This is a genomic window from Paenibacillus sp. LjRoot153 (assembly GCF_964253085.1).
GTDB lineage: Bacteria > Bacillota > Bacilli > Paenibacillales > NBRC-103111 > Paenibacillus_E.
Genome location: NZ_CAXUQH020000001.1, coordinates 8,076,956 through 8,099,369, shown reverse-complemented (window position 1 = coordinate 8,099,369; position 22,414 = coordinate 8,076,956). Strand labels below are relative to the sequence as shown.

At 45.3% G+C, this 22,414-nt stretch carries 23 protein-coding genes and 1 pseudogene; 20 read left to right on the top strand and 4 right to left on the bottom strand.

Translation table 11 applies throughout. From position 1 onward, the window contains the following. Positions 1 to 7: 7 nt before the first annotated feature. A complete protein-coding gene (locus ACSQ8P_RS35250; protein ID WP_268795637.1) occupies positions 8 to 142 on the bottom strand; it encodes a hypothetical protein in 135 nt (44 codons plus the stop codon). A gap of 263 nt (positions 143 to 405) precedes the next feature. On the opposite strand from ACSQ8P_RS35250, the gene ACSQ8P_RS35245 reads away from it, so the two are divergent. The 8 genes from ACSQ8P_RS35245 to ACSQ8P_RS35210 all read left to right on the top strand — a co-directional run bounded on the left by ACSQ8P_RS35245 (position 406) and on the right by ACSQ8P_RS35210 (position 10,118). Continuing rightward, positions 406 to 1,692 carry an adenylosuccinate synthase gene (locus ACSQ8P_RS35245; RefSeq protein ID WP_436239388.1) on the top strand — a complete coding sequence of 429 codons (1,287 nt, stop codon included), beginning with the start codon at positions 406 to 408 and terminating at the stop codon, positions 1,690 to 1,692. Positions 1,693 to 1,842: 150 nt separating this feature from the next. Next, positions 1,843 to 2,517, top strand: coding sequence for a hypothetical protein (locus ACSQ8P_RS35240; protein WP_436239387.1), 675 nt, complete (start codon positions 1,843 to 1,845; stop codon positions 2,515 to 2,517). A gap of 358 nt (positions 2,518 to 2,875) precedes the next feature. Continuing rightward, positions 2,876 to 4,396, top strand: coding sequence for a peptidoglycan DD-metalloendopeptidase family protein (locus tag ACSQ8P_RS35235; protein WP_436239386.1), 1,521 nt, complete (start codon positions 2,876 to 2,878; stop codon positions 4,394 to 4,396). Positions 4,397 to 4,576: 180 nt separating this feature from the next. Next, a complete protein-coding gene (yycF, locus tag ACSQ8P_RS35230) occupies positions 4,577 to 5,296 on the top strand; it encodes a response regulator YycF (protein ID WP_056622616.1) in 720 nt (239 codons plus the stop codon). A 2-nt stretch (positions 5,297 to 5,298) separates the two neighbouring features. After that, the gene (gene walK / locus ACSQ8P_RS35225; protein WP_436239385.1) at positions 5,299 to 7,134 is read left to right on the top strand and encodes a cell wall metabolism sensor histidine kinase WalK; all 1,836 of its coding nucleotides are present in this window, start codon (positions 5,299 to 5,301) and stop codon (positions 7,132 to 7,134) included. Continuing rightward, positions 7,131 to 8,417: a YycH family regulatory protein gene (locus ACSQ8P_RS35220; protein WP_436239384.1), complete on the top strand. Its 1,287-nt coding sequence runs from the start codon at positions 7,131 to 7,133 to the stop codon at positions 8,415 to 8,417. The genes walK and ACSQ8P_RS35220 overlap by 4 nt, the downstream gene beginning before the upstream one ends. Before the next feature lie 30 nt (positions 8,418 to 8,447). Continuing rightward, entirely contained in the window at positions 8,448 to 9,263 is an 816-nt protein-coding gene (gene yycI, locus ACSQ8P_RS35215; protein WP_436239383.1) for a two-component system regulatory protein YycI, read from the top strand. 54 nt (positions 9,264 to 9,317) lie between these two features. Beyond that, on the top strand, positions 9,318 to 10,118 hold the full coding sequence (locus ACSQ8P_RS35210) for an MBL fold metallo-hydrolase (RefSeq protein WP_436239382.1): 801 nt from the start codon (positions 9,318 to 9,320) through the stop codon (positions 10,116 to 10,118). On the opposite strand, the gene ACSQ8P_RS35205 is transcribed toward ACSQ8P_RS35210, so the two are convergent. Continuing rightward, positions 10,087 to 10,296 (bottom strand): hypothetical protein, encoded by a 210-nt coding sequence (locus tag ACSQ8P_RS35205; RefSeq protein ID WP_056622608.1) that lies wholly within the window; start codon positions 10,294 to 10,296, stop codon positions 10,087 to 10,089. The genes ACSQ8P_RS35210 and ACSQ8P_RS35205 overlap by 32 nt on opposite strands. 221 nt (positions 10,297 to 10,517) lie before the next feature. Between ACSQ8P_RS35205 and ACSQ8P_RS35200 the strand changes: the two genes are divergently transcribed. The 8 genes and pseudogenes from ACSQ8P_RS35200 (at position 10,518) to ACSQ8P_RS35165 (ending at position 17,100) form a co-directional block, all read left to right on the top strand. Then, positions 10,518 to 11,747 (top strand): S1C family serine protease, encoded by a 1,230-nt coding sequence (locus ACSQ8P_RS35200; protein ID WP_436239381.1) that lies wholly within the window; start codon positions 10,518 to 10,520, stop codon positions 11,745 to 11,747. 110 nt (positions 11,748 to 11,857) lie between these two features. After that, a complete protein-coding gene (locus ACSQ8P_RS35195; protein WP_063795715.1) occupies positions 11,858 to 12,025 on the top strand; it encodes a CxxH/CxxC protein in 168 nt (55 codons plus the stop codon). Between the two features lie 473 nt (positions 12,026 to 12,498). Further along, positions 12,499 to 12,978, top strand: coding sequence for a 23S rRNA (pseudouridine(1915)-N(3))-methyltransferase RlmH (gene rlmH / locus ACSQ8P_RS35190; RefSeq protein ID WP_436239380.1), 480 nt, complete (start codon positions 12,499 to 12,501; stop codon positions 12,976 to 12,978). A 200-nt stretch (positions 12,979 to 13,178) separates the two neighbouring features. Continuing rightward, a complete protein-coding gene (locus ACSQ8P_RS35185) occupies positions 13,179 to 14,918 on the top strand; it encodes an ABC-F family ATP-binding cassette domain-containing protein (RefSeq protein ID WP_436239379.1) in 1,740 nt (579 codons plus the stop codon). Between the two features lie 26 nt (positions 14,919 to 14,944). Beyond that, positions 14,945 to 15,142 (top strand): annotated as a pseudogene (locus ACSQ8P_RS35180) (MFS transporter); the annotation flags it as partial. 247 nt (positions 15,143 to 15,389) lie between these two features. Continuing rightward, positions 15,390 to 16,331, top strand: coding sequence for a hypothetical protein (locus ACSQ8P_RS35175; protein ID WP_436239377.1), 942 nt, complete (start codon positions 15,390 to 15,392; stop codon positions 16,329 to 16,331). Positions 16,332 to 16,406: 75 nt separating this feature from the next. Beyond that, positions 16,407 to 16,658 (top strand): NHLP leader peptide family RiPP precursor, encoded by a 252-nt coding sequence (locus ACSQ8P_RS35170; protein ID WP_436239376.1) that lies wholly within the window; start codon positions 16,407 to 16,409, stop codon positions 16,656 to 16,658. Between the two features lie 151 nt (positions 16,659 to 16,809). Further along, a complete protein-coding gene (locus ACSQ8P_RS35165) occupies positions 16,810 to 17,100 on the top strand; it encodes an NHLP leader peptide family RiPP precursor (protein ID WP_436239375.1) in 291 nt (96 codons plus the stop codon). Here the strand turns inward: ACSQ8P_RS35165 and ACSQ8P_RS35160 are convergent. Then, the gene (locus ACSQ8P_RS35160) at positions 17,066 to 18,985 is read right to left on the bottom strand and encodes an ATP-binding protein (protein WP_436239374.1); all 1,920 of its coding nucleotides are present in this window, start codon (positions 18,983 to 18,985) and stop codon (positions 17,066 to 17,068) included. The two genes, ACSQ8P_RS35165 and ACSQ8P_RS35160, sit on opposite strands and share 35 nt — an antisense overlap. A gap of 300 nt (positions 18,986 to 19,285) precedes the next feature. After that, positions 19,286 to 20,251, bottom strand: coding sequence for a helix-turn-helix transcriptional regulator (locus ACSQ8P_RS35155; protein WP_436239373.1), 966 nt, complete (start codon positions 20,249 to 20,251; stop codon positions 19,286 to 19,288). 106 nt (positions 20,252 to 20,357) lie between these two features. On the opposite strand from ACSQ8P_RS35155, the gene ACSQ8P_RS35150 reads away from it, so the two are divergent. From ACSQ8P_RS35150 to ACSQ8P_RS35135, 4 genes are all read left to right on the top strand, one after another. Continuing rightward, positions 20,358 to 20,837, top strand: coding sequence for a GyrI-like domain-containing protein (locus ACSQ8P_RS35150; protein WP_436239371.1), 480 nt, complete (start codon positions 20,358 to 20,360; stop codon positions 20,835 to 20,837). A gap of 23 nt (positions 20,838 to 20,860) precedes the next feature. After that, entirely contained in the window at positions 20,861 to 21,283 is a 423-nt protein-coding gene (locus tag ACSQ8P_RS35145; protein WP_436239370.1) for a DoxX family protein, read from the top strand. 72 nt (positions 21,284 to 21,355) lie between these two features. Then, positions 21,356 to 21,835: a GyrI-like domain-containing protein gene (locus ACSQ8P_RS35140; RefSeq protein ID WP_436239369.1), complete on the top strand. Its 480-nt coding sequence runs from the start codon at positions 21,356 to 21,358 to the stop codon at positions 21,833 to 21,835. A gap of 23 nt (positions 21,836 to 21,858) precedes the next feature. After that, entirely contained in the window at positions 21,859 to 22,320 is a 462-nt protein-coding gene (locus ACSQ8P_RS35135; protein WP_436239368.1) for a phage tail protein, read from the top strand. Positions 22,321 to 22,414: the final 94 nt, after the last annotated feature.

Genomic DNA, 22,414 nt, shown 5'->3' with positions numbered 1-22,414 from the left:
CGAACAATTATACAGACACCCCTATAATCGTTCGTTTTTCATTGACTTTGGCATGGGGGACTGCTAAACTAAAGACGGTGAAAAAACCTTGATCGACAAGCCGGCTTGAGGCAGGTAACTCGAAATAAGGTCGTTTTTTCATGCCGAAGGGTGGGTTTCCTTCCTGCAGATCACTGCCGAAAGAGACCAGATCTTCCTTTGCGGTGAGTAAGTGAGAGTTAGCTCTCTTGTCTGTTGCCGCGTGTAGCAGTGAATAGAGGTAGTTGCATCACCAGAATCGCCAGAGGGAAAGTGCAATGGACGCTGAACGCTTTAGCGCTTTAATGAAGTCCAACTTTCCTCTGTGGTCTTACAGCCATAACGGCTTATTATGGGTGACTAGTCACCGTACGGAGGTAAGTGCATATGTCAACGGTTGTTGTTGTCGGTACGCAATGGGGAGATGAAGGGAAAGGTAAAATCACGGATTTCTTAGCGGAATCTGCTGAGGTTGTTGCGCGTTATCAAGGTGGTAACAATGCAGGCCATACGATCATTATTAGCGGGAAAAAGTACAAGCTGACGATGATTCCTTCCGGTATTTTTTACAGAGATAAAGCTTGTGTGATCGGGAATGGGATGGTTATTAATCCGGCTGCACTCATTGAAGAAATTAATTACATTCATGATAATGGTTTTACAACAACGAACCTGAATATCAGTGATCGCGCGCATGTGATTATGCCGTATCATTTGGTGCTTGACGGTCTAGAAGAAGATCGCAAAGGTGATAGCAAAATTGGTACGACCCGCAAAGGGATCGGCCCTTGTTATATGGATAAAGCAGCACGTAACGGTATTCGTATCGCGGATTTGATGGATGCAGAAGAGTTCGAATTGAAGCTTCGTCGTATCGTTGCTGAGAAAAACGTATTGATTGAGCAAGTCTACGGTTCAACAGGTCTTGATGTGGAGCCAATCCTTAAAGAGTACCTTGCGTACGCTGAAGTGATTCGTCCATATGTAAAGGATACATCTGTCATCTTGAACGAATATATCGACCAAGGTCGCAGAGTGTTGTTCGAAGGCGCGCAAGGCGTAATGTTGGATATCGATCAAGGGACATACCCATATGTTACTTCATCGAACCCGACAGCTGGCGGTGTTTGTATCGGTTCTGGAGTAGGTCCAACGAAGATTCACAACATCATCGGTGTGGCTAAAGCTTATACAACACGTGTCGGCGACGGTCCTTTCCCAACGGAATTGGATAATGAAATCGGCGCTTGGATTCGTGAAAAAGGCTTCGAGTACGGTACGGTAACGGGTCGTCCTCGTCGTGTAGGCTGGTTTGACAGTGTTGTTGTGCGTCACGCAAGACGCGTTAGCGGCATCACGGGCTTGTCTTTGAACTCTATCGACGTTCTGACAGGTCTAGAAACGGTCAAAATTTGCACAGGCTACATGTACCGCGGTGAGTTGATTGAGCACTACCCAGCGAGCTTGAAAGCTATCTCCGAGTGCGAAGCGGTATACGAAGAGCTTCCAGGTTGGACAGAAGATGTTTCTGAAGCTCGTACGCTGAGTGATTTGCCAGAGAACGCAAGACACTATGTTGAGCGCGTGTCTCAGCTTACAGGTATCCCAATCGCAATCTTCTCCGTAGGCCGTAACCGTGAGCAAACGAATTTGGTTCGTCCCATCTACGCTTAAATCATAGATAAACTAAACAATCCTCTAGGCTGCTCAGCAGCTTAGGGGATTTTTCTTTTCGCCTATAGGGATATAATGGCAGGGTTTTCGTCCATACTGGGAGGAGAAGTATATCTAGGCGTGAGCAATGTTAGGAGTGATATAAATCGTATGAAGCTATTAACTTGGTTATGTAAAATCGTCATAAGTACCGTCCTTATTACATCAATTACGATGTTTACAACATGGTATGTGGTGAACATGTACGTGGAGGATATATTTCGACAATATCAGCTACCAGCGATGGGTAAAAAGATTCAATTTGGTGAATTTGCGTCAAGATTGGCGGCAGAGCTGAATATAGTTAAGGGGAATGACGGGGGGAAGAAGGCAGCATCAGGAGAAACCCCAACGACGAAGCCTTCGCCAACTCCTAGTCCCAACCCGTCAGGGGCCTTTCCAAGCCCGAGTTCAAGTCCAAATCCGAATGATCAACAACCTGTAGGCGGAATTAGTTCGTCAAGCGGTGTAGACACATCGACAGTGAATCAAGACGATGCGATAGCCGTGATGGGAAGCGCTCGAACGGAGGAGAGCGAGAAGAAGGAGCTTGTCATGTCCACCGAGGATTTTGCGAAGAAGAAAGAAGCCCTCTCGAGTGATGATAAAATGAAAATATTTTCACTAGTTGTCGCTAAGCTGCCACAGACTGAGGTGCAGACACTATCCGCGATCTTGGAAGATGGGATTACTACGCAAGAACTTGAGGAAGTAAATGCGACACTTAAGAAATATTTGAGCGACAAAGAACTGTCACAATTAACAGATATATTAAATAAGTACTAGGCTCAAGGGAAGTTGCTGACCGATGGACCATAATCCGTAGCTTCCCTTCTAAGTTTCATGCCTTTTCGTCATTTCTTTTAACATGCAGGCAAATAAGTTGGGATTTCGAACAAAAAAAATAGACTTTTAGCGACTTCTTTTGGTAGTAGACACGAATCTATCACATGGTGATCGAGTATTTTGTTGAAATAGGCACAGAAAGTGTGTTAAATTTAACAAAAGAAAGATAGCATAATGGATATTATGTCTAATCAAGGTTTATTTATGTATCTACGAGTATTTACTCTAGGGATGCAAAACCGTTCAAAGGGAGAAGATCATGACAGGTTTCAGGGGAATGCGTTTTGTCATGGATCTCATGAAGAGATTCACGCCTAAGCGAGAAAGCTTGACCGGAAATGAATCATTATCAGACAAGCAGCTAGAAGAAGTTCAGCCAGTCGATGTAACGACATCCACGACACTAACGGTAATCAAACGACATAAATGGTCTCTTGCACTAGGTGTAGGTGTTATTGCACTTACGGGAGTGATCACGTTCACCGGACATCAATATGTAGAAGCGGGCATGGATGAAGTGTATCATGTGATGCTTAACAATCAAGAAGTAGGTATCGTAAGCGATAATAAGATAATTGATGAATATAAGATGAACAAACCGTTAGAAGTACAGAAGAATTTTCCAGATGTTCATGTTGTGCTCAAAACAGACGGAATTACCTACACGTCTGAAAGGGCTTACAATATGAAGACGGACGATTCTGCTGTTATTTCCTCCTTGGATCAATTGCTCATACCGCAACCTGTGGGTGTGGCACTGAAAGTGGATGGCAAGACGATAGCGATTGTGAAGGATCAGGCAACAGCCGATCAGATTCTGAGTCAAGTCAGCGAACCATTTACACCCAAAGGGAAAAATAACGAAAAAGTAGCTGCCTTATCTACCGGTCTAGGTGAGGATATTTCTACAGCGCCATCCGAGCTTGAAAAGGTGGAATTCGTTCAAAAGGTCGAGAAAGAAGAAGTTCCTATCGATCCAACGGAGTTAGTGAAGCCAGAGGAAGTCGTGAAGACCTTGCAAACTGGTGATGTTGCACCGGCGAAGTACACGGTTGTTGAAGGTGATTGTGTTTCGTGTATTGCGAAGAAATTAGGCATCACGAAGCAATTTATTTATGATAATAATCCAGGAATTCAAGATGATAAGCTGAAGATCGGCAATCAATTGGATGTTACGGTGCTCAAGCCAACGCTTTCTGTGAAAACGACGGAGAAGATCGTAAAGAATCAAGAGATTCAGTACGATACCGAGTATGTGAAAGACGATTCGATGCGCTTAGGCGTTGTCCAACCGATTTCGCCAGGAAAGAATGGGCTTAAAAAAGTAACAATTCAAGTGACGAAGGTCGATGGTTTAATGACCGAAGAGCAAGTCGTGAATGAAGAAATCATTGATCAACCTGTCACCGCCAAGGTGAAAAAAGGGACAAAAGTCATTAAAGGTGAGGGTACAGGGAAGTTCGCATGGCCCGTCATTTCGCCTAGTATCTCAAGTACATTCGGTTATCGTTGGGGCAAGTTACATAAGGGCATCGACATCACAGGTAACAGAAATATTATGGCTGCAGACAATGGCAAGGTCGTCGAAACGGGCTACAAGTCAGATTACGGCAATTATATTATTATTAACCATTTAAATGGTTATGAAACACTGTATGGACATTTAAGTCAAATTACTACGAAGTCAGGCACTATCGTCGAAAAGGGCGATAAAATCGGAATTATGGGGAGCACAGGTGACTCCACAGGCGTGCATTTGCATTTTGAAGTGCACAAAAGTGGAGGCTTGGAAAATCCTTTGAAATATTTGAATCGCTAAAAAAAGATAGAGGCAAGGTCGAACCGGACAACTCGGGGGCCTTGTCTCTTTTTAGTTAAATGTATGTTAAAATGAAGAAGAGTATGTAGGAAATAACTGGCTGAAAATCGGATCTAACTCTGGCAGTTGCACGCGATCAGGCGTGTCAGCGTCAGTTACTTTATAGTAGGCGGTGGTCGCATGTTTGGGAAAATTCTCGTGGTGGATGACGAACAACCAATTGCAGATATTTTGAAGTTTAACCTGGAGAAAGAGGGCTATCAGGTCATCTGTGCGTACGATGGTGGAAGCGCTGTAGAGCTTGCGTTCTCGGAACAGCCGGATCTGATCCTGCTTGATCTCATGCTGCCTGTGAAGGATGGCATGGATGTATGCCGTGAGGTGCGCTCTAAGCTCAATACGCCGATTATTATGCTGACAGCGAAGGATACGGAGCTGGACAAGGTGCTGGGCTTAGAGATGGGCGCAGACGACTATGTGACGAAGCCATTCGGCACCAGGGAACTGCTGGCCCGTGTGAAGGCGCATCTGCGCAGACAGACGAAGGTGCAGACGGCACCGAACGAACCGGAGGCGCAGCGGAATGGGATGCGCATTCATGCGCTTTTTATCGATAACGACATGTATATGGTTTACAAGGACGGAACGCCCCTTGATCTGACACATCGGGAGTTCGAGCTCATTCAATATTTGGCCAAAAACTCAGGCAAAGTGATGACCCGTGAGCACCTGCTGCAAGCGGTGTGGGGCTTTGAATATTTTGGCGACGTACGGACCGTCGATGTGACGATTCGCCGCCTGCGTGAGAAGCTGGAGACAGATCCAAGTCGTCCGGAATATATCATGACGCGCAGGGGTCTCGGTTACTTGATGCGCAGTCCTAAAGCCGGAGGCTTCTAAACATGAAGGGCATCCGCTTCTTTCAATCGATTCAAGCGAAGCTAATAATTATTTATGTTCTGCTTATTCTTATCGCGATGCAGCTCATTGGGGTGTATTTCTATAAGACGGTAGAAACATATTTTAAAAATGATTTCCTAGCATCCCGCAATAGTCAGGTTACGCTGCTTGCTGGCTTCGTTGAATCGTATTTGACGGGGGACCAGGAGAGTAAGAATGCGACCGAGGGTAAGAAAACATACGCGGATTTAAATGAATTCGTGAGCAATCTTTTTTCCATTAATAATGCGGAAATTCAAATCATTGATGCGAATGGTAACGTGATCAGCACGTCGGTCGCGAGTCATTTGAAGCAAAAAAATACGCAGCCGGAAGTCATTCGGGCCTTGCAAGGGATTAAGGATAATCAGCGGATTTTCACGGACGAGGATGGGTATCGGAAGGTCATTATCGCGAAGCCAGTCGGCAGCGGGGCTCGTGTCCTAGGGGCGGTGTACATCATCGCCTCCATGGAAGATGTGTACAAGACCATCCGCTCGATTAACCGGATCCTTATTTCGGCGACGTTGATTGCCCTGGGGTTGACTGCCTTATTAGGTGTTCTCTTAACGAGCACGATTACGAACCCTATTAAAGAGATTACGAAACAGGCAACAGCCGTAGCTGAGGGGAATTTTGATCAGCAGGTCATCATTCAAGGGACCGATGAGATCGGTCAGCTGGGGCAGACCTTTAATTTCATGATGAATCGACTGAAAGAGGCACTCTCGCTCAATGAAGAAGAGAAGGAGAAGCTTGCTTCCATTCTAACGAATATGAATGATGGCGTTATCGCAACGGATGATAGAGGACAAGTGATTGTATTGAATCGCCGGGCGAAGCAGATCCTGCAAGTGGAAGAGGAAACAACGCTGGGATTGGAGATATCCGAAGTCATTGGGATTCCAATAGACACGATCCGTGGTCTGGTCACCGGGCAAGTGAATACGACGCTGCTGGATATTCAGCTGCCAGACGACGAGGATGAACAGCTGTCGGTTCGTATTACGTTTACACCTATCCACCGGCGTGGTGAGGGTCAGCACGGGATCATTGCGGTACTGCAGGACGTAACGGATCAGGAGAAGCTAGAGCAAGCCAGACGAGAGTTCGTGGCGAACGTCTCTCATGAGCTTCGTACGCCGCTGACGACGATCAAGAGTTACCTCGAAGCGCTCGATGACGGAGCAATCGAGGAACCGCAGCTCGCTTCACGCTTCATCAGCGTGACACGCAGCGAAACCGAGCGGATGATCCGCTTGGTGACGGATCTCTTACATCTATCGCGACTGGATTCGAAGCAGTCGATGATGAGCAAGTCCTCGACGCTCGTCAGCGAGATGCTGGAGGAAGTCGCGGACCGCTTTTCTTTTCAGCTGCAGCAACGGAAAATTCAAATTATGTTACACGTGGAACATGGCGTAACGAGCCTGCTGCTTGATCGCGATAAAATTGATCAGGTGCTTGATAATTTGGTATCCAATGCGATTAAATATACCGGCGATGAAGGTACCATTCGCTTGGAGGCACGCAAGATTGACAAAGAGCTGCTGGAAATATCGGTGCAAGATAACGGGATGGGGATTCCGAAGAAGGACCTTTCTCGGATTTTCGACCGTTTCTATCGCGTTGATAAAGCACGCTCTCGCAACATGGGAGGCACAGGTTTAGGCTTGTCCATTGCCCGGGAAATAGTGAAAGCGCATGGTGGAACGATTGCATTAGAGTCAGAGCTGGGTCAAGGAACGCGCGTCCTATTTACGTTGCCGATTAGGCAGGAAGAGGAGGGTGAAGTATGATAGAGAGTTTGAAATCGATCTTTCTTGTTCTGCTGATTGGAACAAGCTTGTATCAGAGCTTTATACTCGCTTCTTACAGCCCTCCGAAGATAGAGCCGATTAGGCAAAGCAACTATGTGCAGACGGAGACGTTGGGTAAACAGGCGGAGCTGGCAGATATGCTCTTTCCGGATCAACTGATCATTCACTTAGGAAATCAACAGCATTCCGTGTTGTACCCAAACAATTACTACTACACGAGATTGCTGGATAATATTAAGCAACGAAGCTTCAAAGGCTTCCGCAAGACGTCGATGTATCTCGTCAATGTGAACTGGGAAGAAGTTCGGACCAAACAACTTGGTGTGGAGATTCGATTCCGGGAAGGGATTCCGTTCTCGATTCTGCAGCAGTTATTCCGAATCGAAGGTGAAATTCCGGTTGAGAATGATAAAATTACGAAGATTTGGATCTACTCCAAGGGGACGAATGATGAGGTTCGCGCATTCTTTTTCACAGATTCGCCGGGTGTTGGTTATGAAGTCATTGGGGCGGATTTCACGAGCAAAGACGTTGAGAATTTCGTGGCCTATGGGGAGCCAAGCAATTTATACAAAACCATGAATAGCGGTGATTATTATCTACCGTTGAAGGCGCTACATCTACCTAGTTATACCTTCACATATACGCAGCTTACGGCAGATCAACTGAAGCAAAGCTTGTTCGTAGATCCAGGCATCACTCGTTATCTAAAAGAACGGGATGGCTCGGAGATTTATACCGATAGCAAGCGCGGCTTCCAGCTGAATCGAGACCAACGGTGGGTGACGTATTTCGATCCAGTAGCACCAGCGGCTAGTAAAACCGAGGTGTTGGAAGATTTGATGGCTGGCATCAAATTTATCAATCAGCATATTGGTTGGGATGGGAGATATATGGTTGCCCGCACCCCAGAGAAACAGCTAGATAATCAGACCTTCATATTTCGCCAGTACTATGAATCACTTCCGATCGTAACCGCACAGCCAGAAGGTTTTGGTACGATGAACATGCAAGTACAGAAAGGTGTTATCTCAGGATTCGAACGATCGATGGTGATTCCTGATCTGAAGTCGGGGCAACGCAAAGAGAATGAGTTGATGTCGGGCGAAGCCATAGAGCAACGCTTACAGTACTATCAACGTCGCTCTAGCATCGTTTCTATATTCCCAGCGTATCGTCCAGTTATTTCGGATAAGACAGTAACATTAACGAGTACGTGGGCGATAGAGCTGCGTGATGGTACGTATGATTTTATTGAGTAGACAGTATGACAGAGAAGGGTTGGTGAGATTATGAATTGGAGTAGGGCCAAGACGATTTTGATCGCTTCATTTTTACTTTTGAATATGATCCTCGGCTTCCAGCTGTGGTCCACCAATCGTTCCGATCAGACTGGCATATCCTTGGATCCATCTAGTACTGTGGAGGATTTGAACCGTGCGCTCCGCAATAAAAATATTCGGCTTACGGACGAGCTTCCAACGGATCCGCCTAAGTTGAAGGTCATCACGGTGAAATATGATGATAGTATCAAGCCTGGCGAGGAGAAAACGCTCAAAACGCCAATTTATATGAGTGCGCTCCTTGGTAAAGGTGCAAGCAAAGAAGTGCAGTCGCTGTCGGAGATTCCAAACTTCACGATGTATCAGTTGGACTCAGCGATTAGTCGTGATGGAATCTATGTATTCTCGCAATTGTATGGCAAGATTCCACTTTTTGATGTAATGGTCGAGCTAAATGAGAAAAATGGAGAAATTACCAGTTACCGTCAAGCTTTCGTTGAAGTAGAATCAGAGGTAGAACAGACGGAGCAGAAGATGATTTCGGCCCAATTAGCGGTCCGCAGCTTGGTGGACAATTATTTAAGCGATGGCTCCATTATTACCGAGGTTCGGTTGGGGTATCACGGACAACCTTACAACTCGCAAACACAGCCCATGTATCCGCATTGGCGCATAACGATTGATAACGGAGATATTTATTATTTACAAGCCTTCAATGGTGCGGTGGAGAAAGGGGCTACGCTTACCCCATTTGGCCTGAAAGGTGATGGAGAGGCATCCACTGCTTCTCCAGCCCCAGGTTCAAAGAACACGCCGAAGAAGTAATAGTAGCAAGGAATAATTAACTGGCACACAGGTAGGCATAGAGGAGTAGGGAAGATGGGAATTCGATTTACGGTGTTATCAAGTGGTTCAACGGGGAATGCAACGGTTGTCGATAACGGTGAGGTTAAGCTGCTGATTGACGTAGGCTTCAGTGCGAAGAAGATGGAGCTTTTAATGAAGGAACGGGAGCTCGCGGCGAATAGTATTGACGGCATTCTCGTCACGCATGAGCATTCTGACCATATTAAGGGACTCGGTGCGTTCGCTCGGAAATATGATGTGCCGATATACGCCAATGAGAAGACGTGGGTGGAGTTGGATCGCCAAATTGGTGTAATCGCTGAGGGCAACAAGCGCGTGATGGATACGGGTGGCGTAGAGGAGTTCGGCTCACTGAAAGTGGAATCCTTCGGGATTTCGCATGATGCAGCGGAGCCGGTGGGTTACGTTTTTTATGAAGGCGAACAGAAGTTAAGTGTTGTAACGGATCTCGGGTATATGAGCGAAAAGGTGAAAGAGAAGATTTCGGATTCGGATGCCTTGGTTCTGGAAACCAATCATGATGTGGACATGCTGCGCGTGGGACATTACCCATGGAGCATTAAGCGACGTATTCTCGGAGACAAGGGACATTTATCCAACGAAGCCGCAGGGGAAGCGCTCTGTGATATCATGACGAATAAGACGAAATCTGTCTATATGGCGCACCTTAGCCGTGATCATAACTTAATGGATTTGGCCAGGCTGACCGTGAATAATATAGTACAAGAGCGAGCGCCCGAGGCGAAACAGCTGCGGCTGATGGATACGTATTTTGACCGTTCTACGAAATGGGATGTATTGGATTCGGAGTAAGTGCAGCGTCGAGTTCCTGGGACTTGAGCTGGATTTCTTGTGCGGTGATAAGACCCTTATCAATCAAGACTTGAATGAGAGATGAGAGGACGAGCGACTGGTGATAGTGGCTTTCCTTAAGGTCAGCAAGCTTACCGATCATGTTAATTTCTTCAAAATGGGATGGAATACGGTTCATAGTGGCATTCTCCTTTAAATAAGGTCTATTAAAGTTTCCTAATACTCTAGTAATTCGGTGAGAGATTTGGTTTACTATTATTGTAGGCAAGAAGCGAGCGAAACATTCCTATTATTTGCAAAAAACCAATCGATTGGGTGATGTGTTCGTGAACCCATCCATGGATTGAAATAAAGCAAGGCGAGTGAGCTTCAAACCCCGTCAGCGAGGAGGGACCTGAAATGAGTTTGTTTGATGATGATTTTTATTCGACCAAAAGGTCCAGAAGGCGCGAGCCGGTATGGCGTCCCAAAGGGACAGGGAATTTCACGAGTTTCACAAGCTTCGCTGGTCGAAGAAGGTATGTAGCCCTCATCGCAGGATTCATTGGGGCACTAGGCATGCTTATCGTGGTAGGGATTGTTCACGCTATTGGTGGTGGTGATTCGTCGGGAAGCACGCTTGCGATTCCTGTAGTAGCCAAAGCGGATGTGCATCCGATGAATGGGAATGACTCGGTTGTTGCAGCAACGGACAAAATAAAACCAGCCGTGGTTAGTGTCATCTCCTCGAAGAAGGACGACGCTGGGCAAGAAACGGGCATTGGTATTGGATCAGGTGTTATGTTTGCGCGCAGCGGGGATAAAGTTCGCATTGTGACGAATAGTCATGTTGTAGAGAACGGGAATCAGTTCGAAATCGTGAACTTCGAAGGCGAGCACCGCAAAGCTACGTTGGTTGGACGCGATCGAATTACCGATTTGGCTGTATTAGAGGCGGATGGCAAAGATGTTAAAATACTTGCTGAGTTCGGTGACTCCGATAAGCTAAGAGCGGGCGAAATGGCGATTGCTGTGGGCAATCCGCTAGGCCTTGGCTTCTCACCAACCGTGACGCAAGGCATCGTTTCTTCACCGAAGCGGACGATACCAGTCTCGCTTTCACGGGAAGGCACGGATTATGACTGGGAAATGGACGTCATCCAAACGGATGCCGCGATTAACCAAGGCAATAGCGGGGGACCGCTTGTCAATATCGAGGGCAAAGTGATCGGCATCAATTCGATGAAGATTTCGGATACAGGCGTTGAAGGCTTAGGCTTCGCGATTCCCATTAATAGTGTGACACCGATTATTGATAGTCTCATCAAGGATCACAAGGTGAAACGACCGTTAATTGGTGTGTCGACGCAGGAGCTGCAAGCTTTTAAGGGGACGGATGTATTAAAGCTGCCTGCAGATGTCAAAACTGGAGTTATCGTCTTCGACGTCTCTGGCCCTGCGAAGGAAGCGGGACTGAAGGCGCAAGATGTAATCGTTCAGTTGGACGATCGCAAGATTGATAGTACGATTTCCTTACGGAAGTATCTCTACAACGAGAAGAAGATTGGCGATAAAATCAACGTGGTATACTATCGCGGCGGCAAGAAGTTGACGACGGTGTTGACGTTGGTTGAGGCGACGGATAAGTAGTGGTCGGGAAAGTGCAAGGATCAAGATATAGTAATAGAAGAGCTAAGAGATTGAAGGTCAAGTGAAAGAATAGAAATCTACAGAGCCGCCAGCGGATGAGAGGTACTAACATGCATGTCGTTTGTAAAGATCATGTGGAAATAGCCATAGATGAATTTGTTGATGAGTATGAGGAAGCACCAGACGTTGTGGATCTGCAGAAAACCCACTTCGCCCACTGGGCACCGCCTGAGCACTGCGAGCATTGCCAGTCATTATCACGTTTTCTAATCGTATGAGGGGAGGCCTGAGGGCCTCTTTTTTCTACATATAAGTAATTAAATGTGTTTTTGGCGTGAAGTGGGCTGGTGGAGATGGTTTAAGCACAAGCATCGGCACTAGCCACAGGGCATCTTGGCCAAGCAAATAACTGGATTTTATGCAGCTAATTCAAGTGGAATCACCGCATTTCGCAAATTAACTGGATTTCCTCCCGTTATTTCAGGGCGAATTCGCCAAACGGGACATTTTGAGCAAAAATAGATGTAGAAAATCCATTTAAACTCCCAAAAGGCTAGTTTTACCCCGAAATAGATGTAGGAAATCCAGTTAATCCCCAATAGCTATCCAGCCTGAGAATGTAAAAGAACCCCATATAACATCACGAGCAGGACTAGATGGTATCGAGAAAGACGACGTAGCCGTTTATTTCGTTTATGGTATGATGATGAGATCAGTTAGGCCTAAAATGGGAAAAGAATAGGGGCTCACTATGCAGATACAGATACTGACCGTTGGTAAATTAAAAGAGCGCTATCTCGTGGACGGGATCGCGGAGTATGTGAAGCGTCTTGGCCCGTATGCCAAGATGCAAATGATTGAGGTGCCAGATGAGAAGGCACCGGAGAACATGAGCCCTGCTGAAGAGCAGCAGGTGAAGGATCGTGAAGGCGCGCGGCTGCTGGCTGCGCTGCGCCCAGATGTGTACGTCGTTGCGCTTGCCATCGACGGTGAGATGTGGACGAGCGAGCAGCTGGCGAGCTCGCTCGATAAGTTGGCCACCTATGGGCGGAGCCAGGTGGCCTTCGTTATTGGCGGCTCGCTGGGGCTGTCCAGAGAGCTGCTGCGCCGTGCGGATATGCGGCTGAGCTTCGGCCGCATGACGCTGCCGCACCAGCTGATGCGGCTGGTGCTGGTGGAGCAGATTTATCGCGCGATGCGGATCAATCGGGGGGAACCGTATCATAAATAACGGCAGCGAGATAAGATGAAAAAGGTGCATGTACAACCGGACAGTTGAGAGAGCACCGAACTTTGACCCCAAGGGATGGGATACAATGGGATTGAAGTTGGTTGTAAACAGTGTTAGTCTAACAACGGTAAACTCATAATCTATTTTTTGCAATACATTTACTAATAGTCACCATTTTAGTTATAAAGAAAGGTAATACTATGATAAAAGTTGATAACTTATCCTTCTCATTTCCGCAAAAAGAACTATATAACAACATTTCATTTACGCTTGAAGAGGCACAACATTGCGCTTTTATAGGAACAAGTGGCAGTGGGAAAAGTACATTGATCGATATATTGATGGATCCAGAAAGATATTTGTTCGAGGGCAAGTTAGAAATAGATCCAACTTGCAAAATTACGCATGCAAGTCAATTCCCACAATTTGACAAAAGAAAAGAAACAACAGTTTTTGAATATATAGGGGAAGAATTTATTAAGGTACAAAATGAAATAACATCTATTTGTGCGGAGATGGAAACTTCATCGGATATGGATGCGTTATTAGAAAAGTATCAATTAGCTTTAGACACATTTGATTCAATCGGTGGGGCTGATTTTGAAAGCAATATTAATAAGAAACTAAATCTAGCAAACCTCATGAAGCTAAAAGATCTTAGGGTATCCGACCTGAGTGGTGGGGAATTCAAACTTATTCAAGTGATGAAGGAAATGCTTAGTAGTCCAGACTTAATGATTATGGACGAACCTGATGTATTTTTAGACTTTGAAAACCTAAATGCGCTTAAAAATCTAATTAATTCTCACAAAGGAATGCTGCTAGTTGTTACACACAACCGATATCTATTGAATCATTGTTTCAACAAAATTTTACACCTTGAAAACATGGAGATCCAAGAGTTTGATGGGCGGTATATTGAGTATAATTTCTCATTACTTCAGACAAAAATTGAGTTGCAAGAAATCGCAGTCGCTGAACAAGAAGAAATTGAGAGATACGATAACATTATTGATAATCTTAGAGCTATCGCAACGTATAATTCAGAAGCATCTAGAGGGAGAGCATTAAAAGCTAGAGTTAGGTTTCAAGAAAGATTGGAAGCGCGTAGAATTAAAGCGCCATTTGTTGATATTAAGCAACCGAATATTAGTTTTGGTATTGAAAATGAGATTGAAGATACCATTGTTGTAAAGGTCAATAATTATCGTGTTACGTTTGATGAGTTGCTTTTAGACAATGTTAACTTTGAGATAAAATCTACGGATAAAGTAGCCATTATTGGTCCAAACGGTACCGGGAAAACGACTTTACTCCGAGATATCTTTAAAAATAATCATGCTTCAATTGAAATACATGCTGATGTTAAGGTGGCTTATCTATCTCAGAATCAAGGCGAAGTGCTAAAGGATTCTAATACAATACTAGAAGAATTCATCGATGCTGGGTTTAAAACGTATGATGAGGTTAGATCGTATCTTTCAAACTATGGCTTTGAAGGAGAGATCGTTAATCAAAAGATAGCCTCTTTATCTGGTGGAGAAAAGAATATGCTTCAATTGGCTAAAGTTTCTGCCAGTAAAGCAAACGTATTGCTTCTTGATGAACCGACAAGCCATTTAGACACCTATACACAAATAGCACTGGAGAAAGCCATTGAAGACTATAAAGGTGCGATTCTCATGATTTCTCATGATTTCTATTCTGTTGTAAATGGTATGGATTATGTTTTAATCATTGACGATAAGACAATTAGAAAAATGAGTATGCGAAAATTTAGACAGATGATTTATGCTAGTCATTTTGATAGAGACTATCTAGAAAATGAACAAAATAAAAAATCTGTTGAAATGAAAATAGAATTGGCTTTAAAAGATACTAATTTTGAACTTGCAAAAGTATTGGTTGACGAGCTAGAAGAGCTGATTAAGTTGCTTTAAATTACAACCCTTTGATTGAAATAAAGCGTGCGCTCTTCTCAATGATTCCAGAAATTCACAGTCGGCTGAATGGTCTTTTTATGGCTATCTTCTTTTTTGGCGGTGCCATCGGATCCGCAATTGGTGGATGGGCATATGCTACAGGAGGTTGGAGTGCCGTGTTATGGATTGGAATAGCTTTCCCGATCGCAGCCCTCCTTTATTTTACGACAGAGAAGAAATGATAATTCCATTCCACATAGTAATTGGGAGATGCCCTGTTGTACTCACTCAGAAAGACAAATAAAAAAAAGCGTACGATCCCAGAAACGAGATCATACGCTTTTTCGTTTTCTGTGACGGATAAGATTATCAAGTTCATGGCGAACTGCAAGGTTTACGCCTAGATGGATCAGAAGTATAATTATGGAAAACATGCGACCCAGTCTAGATAAACGATTTTCACAAAAAGGAAGGAACTGATTCCCATCCATGAACCGATTAATAGATCAATATAGCGATGAGATTGTCCGGATCTTCGGAGAAGCCTCGGCTCAATTGCAGACGCTTCCGGAGGAACTGAAGGAGCAAGCTTTGGCGCTTCTGGGCGGGTGCTATCCATTAGACAGGAAGGACAGCGAAGGACCTAATATGATCAGCTACCTGCTCCCGTATTGGGTTGGAGAGACCTTGGGGAGTCCGATCGAGCTGTGTCGCGAGTTAGCGGTGGGAAATGTGTACGGGATGTTGTCCTTTTTTCTCTTGGACGATGTAATGGATGAGAAAGGTGAGGTTCGGCGTTCGCTGTCCCTAAGCACGCTTTTGAATCAACGGTTCTTGGAGGCTTATCAGCGGTGTTTCTCAGGAAATGCTCAACTGTGGGTTTATTATAATCGCTATTTAGCGGAATGGGCAGATGCTATGTACCGTGAGGTGGACGAGTCAATGGATCCACGGGATCCTGGCCGATTGGCCCGCAAGGCTGCCCCGGTGAAGCTGTGCGCCACGGCATTGTTGCTCCAAGTCGGACGGGCCCAAGAGATTCGGGTTATGGAGACAGCCATCGATTTGGCCCTTGCGGTACTCCAACTCTCCGATGACTGGACAGATTGGCGGGAGGATTTGCCGATGGCTTCCTGTAACGCTTTTCTAGTGTTGCTGCGGGAGAACCTTGCATTACATGCAGGCGAGGTTTTGGATGAGAGTATGGTGAAACGCAGCATTTATCGTGAGCAGGCCTTAGGAGGGCTTGCGACCCTTGCAAGCGATTATGCGGATCAGTTGAGCGCCATGAAGGATGCTCCCGCATCCCTTCAGGTTTTCGCATCCTCGATCGCTCAAAGCTTGCAGAGCAAGGCAAACGAGATCAGAGATCGTTACAATAGTTTGTTAAATGATGGGGGATTTTCAATTTATTTAGCGATAAATGGTTAATTATGGTACAAAATATCTAGTTCTATGGTATTATGAAAATGCAATATATCCTAATATTTGGAAGGTTGTGTTGTCATGTCCATAGATACGTTGAAAGTGAATATCATCAAGAAAGCTTGGGAGGACCCGGATTTCAAGGCGCGTTTGCTGGCAGATCCCCGTAGTGCGCTGCAGCAGGACTTCGGACATAATATTCCTGAAGGTATTGAGCTGCATGTGATGGCGGTAACACCCACTAAGTATGCGCTGATCATTCCCCCGAAACCGGAGGAATTGGATGGTTTGACAGCTACTGAGGTACAACCGCAAATGGCTACTTGGACCTAGGGTTGGAAACGAGAGGGAACCGGGCAATGGCTTCGGTTCCTTTTCCTTTTTCATTAGATCATTACGATGGTTTGTTGAATGGTGGCGTATTTGAAATTTATTTGTCGATTATTGGTAAACAATGGTACAAAAGATCTAGTTCCATGGTATTATGAAAATGCAGATATCCTATATTTTGAAGGGTTGTGTTGTCATGTCCATGGATACGTTGAAAGTGAAGATCATTAAGAAGGCTTGGGAAGACGCGGATTTCAAGGCACGCTTGTTGGCAGATCCCCGTAGTGCGTTGAAGCAGGACTTCGGAATTGAAGTTCCTGAAGGTATTGAGCTGAGTGTGCTGGCAGAAACACCAGCTCATTATGCACTGGTCATTCCCCCGCAACCGGAGGAATTGGATCAATTGAAATCTACTGGGGTACAACCGCAGATTTCTTGGAACTAGGGTTGGAAACGAGAGGGAACCGGACGATAGTTTCGGTTCCTTTTCCTTTTTCACTATGGAATTCCAAGGTGCCCTCCATCACTTCGATGATACGAAAGGTAACCATCAGGCCGAGGCCAGTTCCTTTGGATTTTGTTGAGAAGTAAGGCTCTCCTAGTTTCGCGATTTGCTCCGGTTCCATGCCTTCCCCGTTATCTGCAATGAGGATGACAGCGGTTCCTCCCTCGGTCCAGGCGTTGATGGTAATGTGGCCTTCTTCGTGAAGGGACTCGATGCTATTCTTGATGATGTTGATCAATGCTTGCTTGAACTTGGATGAGTTGCCCAGAATGATTTGAGGTTCGGGCACGTGGACTTCCAGCTCCCCATTGTTCAGCAAGACCAGCGGCGTCATCATGGTTTCGATCTGTGCGAGCTCATGCTGCAAATTCAGCTCTACTAGGGTATCCAGCTCCGGTTTCGCAAAGGTCAGGAAGTCCGTTATGATGCCTGACGCCCGATCCAGCTCCTGAATGGCCAAGGTAAAGTAGGACTTGTCGTGCTCCACTGATTTTCCCGAGAGTAGCTGCAAAAAGCCTCTTGTGACCTGAAGCGGGTTGCGCACCTCATGGGCAATGGATGCAGCTAGTTCGCTAATGATCTCCATTTTCTCCGTCCGCTGAAGTTGGTGATTATAAAGCTCCAATTCTTTGGAGTAGGAGAGGAGCCGGGCATAGTCAGATGCAATGCGGCGGTTCAGGATCATCACCAAGGAAGCGATCAGAATAAGGATGCCAAGCTTCCATAAATTAAGCATACGGAGCATATCTATCGCGTACATCAGCAAGAGATCCGTCACACCGGATAGGGCAAGGATCAGAATGCCTAGAGAGAGGATCAGGGAATTGGGATTCTGCATGGCGTTCCGAAAGGCGAGGACGCTAATGAGAATCAGTTGTCCGATAATGAGCGGTGCACCCAACCAAAGGGTCAGGAACGCGTAGAGAGAATACAAGGGAGTTCCGATGATCTTATAACAAACCATAACGCAGAAGCTAATCGAATAATAGACGACAAGCCAGCGGAACACCCGCTTGATCCATGGATACCGGCCTTCGAATATGTGGGTGACGAAGTACAGCAAGGCAGGAAACATAATATAAATAGACGTATCAAAAATAAATACAAAAAAGTGTCCAAGCTCAGGGAAATAGTAGTAAGGCATTGCCGAATAGGTTACGATCAGAATGCCGCTGCACATGACAAATAGGGTCAGCGCCAAGGCGGTATTGCGTTGGGCTCGGTTCAGGTACAAGGAGCAGAGAAGCATCATGAGCGATAGGAAAACGAAGCCTCCCCCTAGCAACAGGTTAGGCAGTTCCTTGCGGACGGCTTGCCGGGAGTTTTCGGGAAGCTCACCAAGTTGGACATCACTGGTGATGCCTGCCCGTTCCTTCGCCGTGAGCCGCAGGTAGAGATCGCTGGTTTTCTCAGCATGGTCGAGCGGCAGTTGGAGAAGGGTGCGCTCGAAGTCAAAGCTGCGATCGACCTGATAGACAGGCTTGCCGTTCTCATAAATCATTACGTTCATGGCATACAGGCGTTCAATATACAGCCCGGGTTTGGATAGGTTGGACGTCGGGGGGACAGTCAGGTGAATCCATGCGCCGACCTTCCCTTTGGGAATAGCATCAAACGGGTGCTCAACCGTGGCAGACAGCCACTCTCCGTCTATGTCAGGCGGGGCGTCTTCTGGAGCTCCAACAGGAATCCATTGCACTCTCCATGTGGTTATTGGAAGATTGGTTGAATCCTTCGATGAGTTTATGAAGGGATACAGGAGCAATGCCAAGAAGGCAGCCCCGCCTAAAGTGAGTAGTAACAAGATCAAGTGGAAACGCTTCATTTATGCACCTCGTGGGAACAACCCAATATGTCATGTATGCCTATAAATTCGACAAAATTGTGTGCAAATCCTTTCGTTGCCGACAAATTTTTACAAATCCCTCGACATGCCAAAAGACCCACTTCACAACCGTAAATGAACGGATAGAAGAGGGTCTGTATTCAAATTAGGGCATTAAATTCTATCGGCCAGCCAGAATGGCATCAGCCAAGATATCGATCTGATTTTCGACGGCAATAGGATCATCGTTATACAAGTAATTATCCTTAGGTCCGCCATAATGCTTCTTCATTAATCATTTTACTTATTCGTGAAAAGAACTATTCTCTCCTGTAAACCTTCCATAACCTCTTTAGGTACTTCCCTAATCTTGATATCTCCACCTAAGAAAAGCAGCCAATTTGTGATTTCGGTCAATTCATCCGAGTGATGAATATTGATGAAAGTCTTTAGAATAGCCGTAGATTGATAAGGGTTCGTGTATGAAATTGACATTTTTAACGGATGGTATTTTTTGAACTGGGCAATCGCTTTTGGACCAAGTTCAAGGACAAGATTGATGACTTCTTCCTGCTTGCTTAGTTGTTCTATAATCTTCTTCTTACTTATTCTTTTTTTCTCAGAGTAAGGTGTAACATCGGTGAGATTGTCGACGGGAATAATCCGCCTCTTCTCTTCCTCTAGGTCAAAGCCTTCAATTTGCCAAGAGCTTTTTTCACGATATAAGTGCAGGAGATAGATGGGATAAGTCTCTATTTCCCTCCCTACTTCAACGGAAACCACTAAGTAGCTATCCATAATAATGATTTGGATAAGTTGTTCTAACATAGGATGGGGCAGATCCGACAGATCAAGCAGGTCGGGATTGTGGGGGTTGGTTCCCTCAAATAGCAAGATTTGATTTAACATAACAAGATCGTCTTGCTGGTTTTCCGAGATAAGTCCGAGTAATTTTTCCGCTAAAGAGTGGCGACTCTTAAGATAGGGGAGTTGTTGATTTCTAGTGGCCATGAAGGCAATAAAAAGGGCTTTGATCTCATTATCGGTAAAGCGGACAGTCGGTAGGACGGAATTTTTCATGACAAAATAACCCCCGTCCCTCCCGACTTCGGCGACAAGCGGCATTCCCATCGTCTCAATTTCTCTGATATCTCTAATGGCTGTCGAACGAGAGATATTAAATTCCTGCATAATCTCAGAAATGGTAAAGTGGGAGCGGTTATTGATATACCGCATGATGATGTTAATTCGTTCTACCTTTTTCATCGGATCCTCTAAACAGTATCATTTTTTGACATGGTTTATTGTTATTATAAACCTATCAAGTAGAAAAACAAATCATTTCATCCATTTGAAAAGAGGAGATGTCATTATGGCAGCGTATACCCTTGAAGAGAAAGACAGTTTTATTGTTCTAGGTATTGGCACGGAGCTGAAGAGCGATTACACGGATTATGCCGGCATGAACAAGGAGAAGGAAAACTTTTGGCGGGCAGTGGAGCAAGATGGAAGCCTTGACGCTTTAAAGGCTATCGCTACGAACGACTACATCTTTGCCGTGAATGAAGCGGTAAATCACAAGAGGATGTATTATGCTGGCGTTATGACAGGAGGATCAGTACCAGAAGAACACAGGGTGATCCAATTCCCAAAGGGACAATACCTCGTCATTAAAGGCAAAGGGAAGACGGCTGATGAGTTGAGTAGTATGCTTACTGGCATTGCCTTTGGTCAAGTCTTGCCAGCAGCTGACGATTTTGCCTATGTTGGCGGGCCTAATACAACGGTTGAGATGGGTCAACGAGATGGCTTCGTATTTGGGGAAATGTGGATTCCGGTTGTTAAGAAGTAAACAAGATCTGAGGAGGAATGAACATGAGTACGATCATCAGTAATGAAAAAATGGCAAAACTAGAGTCCCGCCCTTTTGGAAGGATGGCCATTTATTGGACCGTCACAATCATCCTCGCATTCTCAATTGCATTAAGTGGTATCGGGCAACTCATGCGATATGGGGGGAATGTCGATCTAGTGACCGATATTGGTTTCCCGTTATATGTCACAACCATTCTCGGAACTTGGAAGTTGCTTGGCGTCATTGCAATCGTAGTGCCTGGTTTCCCCCGGCTTAAGGAATGGGCTTATAGTGGTATCTTTTTTCTAATGACTGGTGCGGCCTTATCTCATGCCTTTGCTAACGATTATGGCGATTACGGATTCCATATTATTCTTCCGCTTTTCTATGCCGCGCTTAGTATCGCCTCTTGGGCGCTGCGTCCAAAAAGCCGCAAACTTTAGTAGGTAGTATAATTAACATCAGTCCATTTAAAAACAAATCATTTTATCAAATTTAAAAAAGGAGATTTCATTATGACAATGTATACGCTTGAGGAAAAAGACAGCTTTATCGTTCTAGGTATTGGCACGGAGCTGAAGAGCAATTACACGGATTATGTGGGTATCAACAAGGAGAAGGAGAACTTTTGGCGGGCAGTTGAGCAAGATGGAAGGCTTAACGCTTTAAAAGCGATTGCCACGAACGACTACATTTTTGCCGTGAACGAAGCGGTAAATCACAAGATGATGTATTATGCTGGCGTCATGACAGGGGCATCGGTACCGGAAGAACACAGAGTTATTCAATTTCCTAAGGGACAATACCTCGTCGTTAAAGGCGAAGGGAAGACGGCGGATGAGTTGAGTAATAGGCTCACGGGTATTGCCTTTGGCCAGGTTTTGCCAGAAGCCCAAGATTTCGCCTATGTAGGCGGGCCAAATGCAACGGTTGAGATGGGGCAGCGAGACGGCATCGTCTATGGTGAAGTATGGATTCCCGTTGTTAGCAAATAAACGAGATCCTTGGAGGGATGAAAATGTCTTATATTGTTGATTTCAAAAATGTGTCTACGGTTGGTTTAGAGTCATCACCAGTAGCAGAAGCGCTTGCCGGTTTACGTGCGAATGAAGCCCGTTACTTTATGAATAAATACCAACATGAATTTTCGGTTATACCCGCTAGCGAAAGTCAGGAGAACCTTGATTATGTGAACCGCGTTTTGAAAGAACGTGATATTGCGTTTGCGGCCAAACCTTTAGAAACGTCGCGTTTTCAAGTGGAAAATATCCAATTTACTTACGTTTTTTATGAGGATGGTCTGGGTATCAATGTCATGTATACGGTTGATGACCCTAAGAAGCGGGCTGTGGGTTTTAAGCTCTCTGAGGGGATGGAGGTACCAAAGGAGTTAGAAGAGAAGTTTAAGTTTGCTAGACAGAAGTCTAAACTGGCTGGAACCATTCGCGGCTCGTTTTTTGTAATTAAAGGGCAATACTAGTAAGCGTCATGATAACCTAAAGTATAAGAATGCATCGTTTTCTGCTCTTCATGACTCGATCCTTCTAAATGGGGGTTGCTGTATTAGACCTATA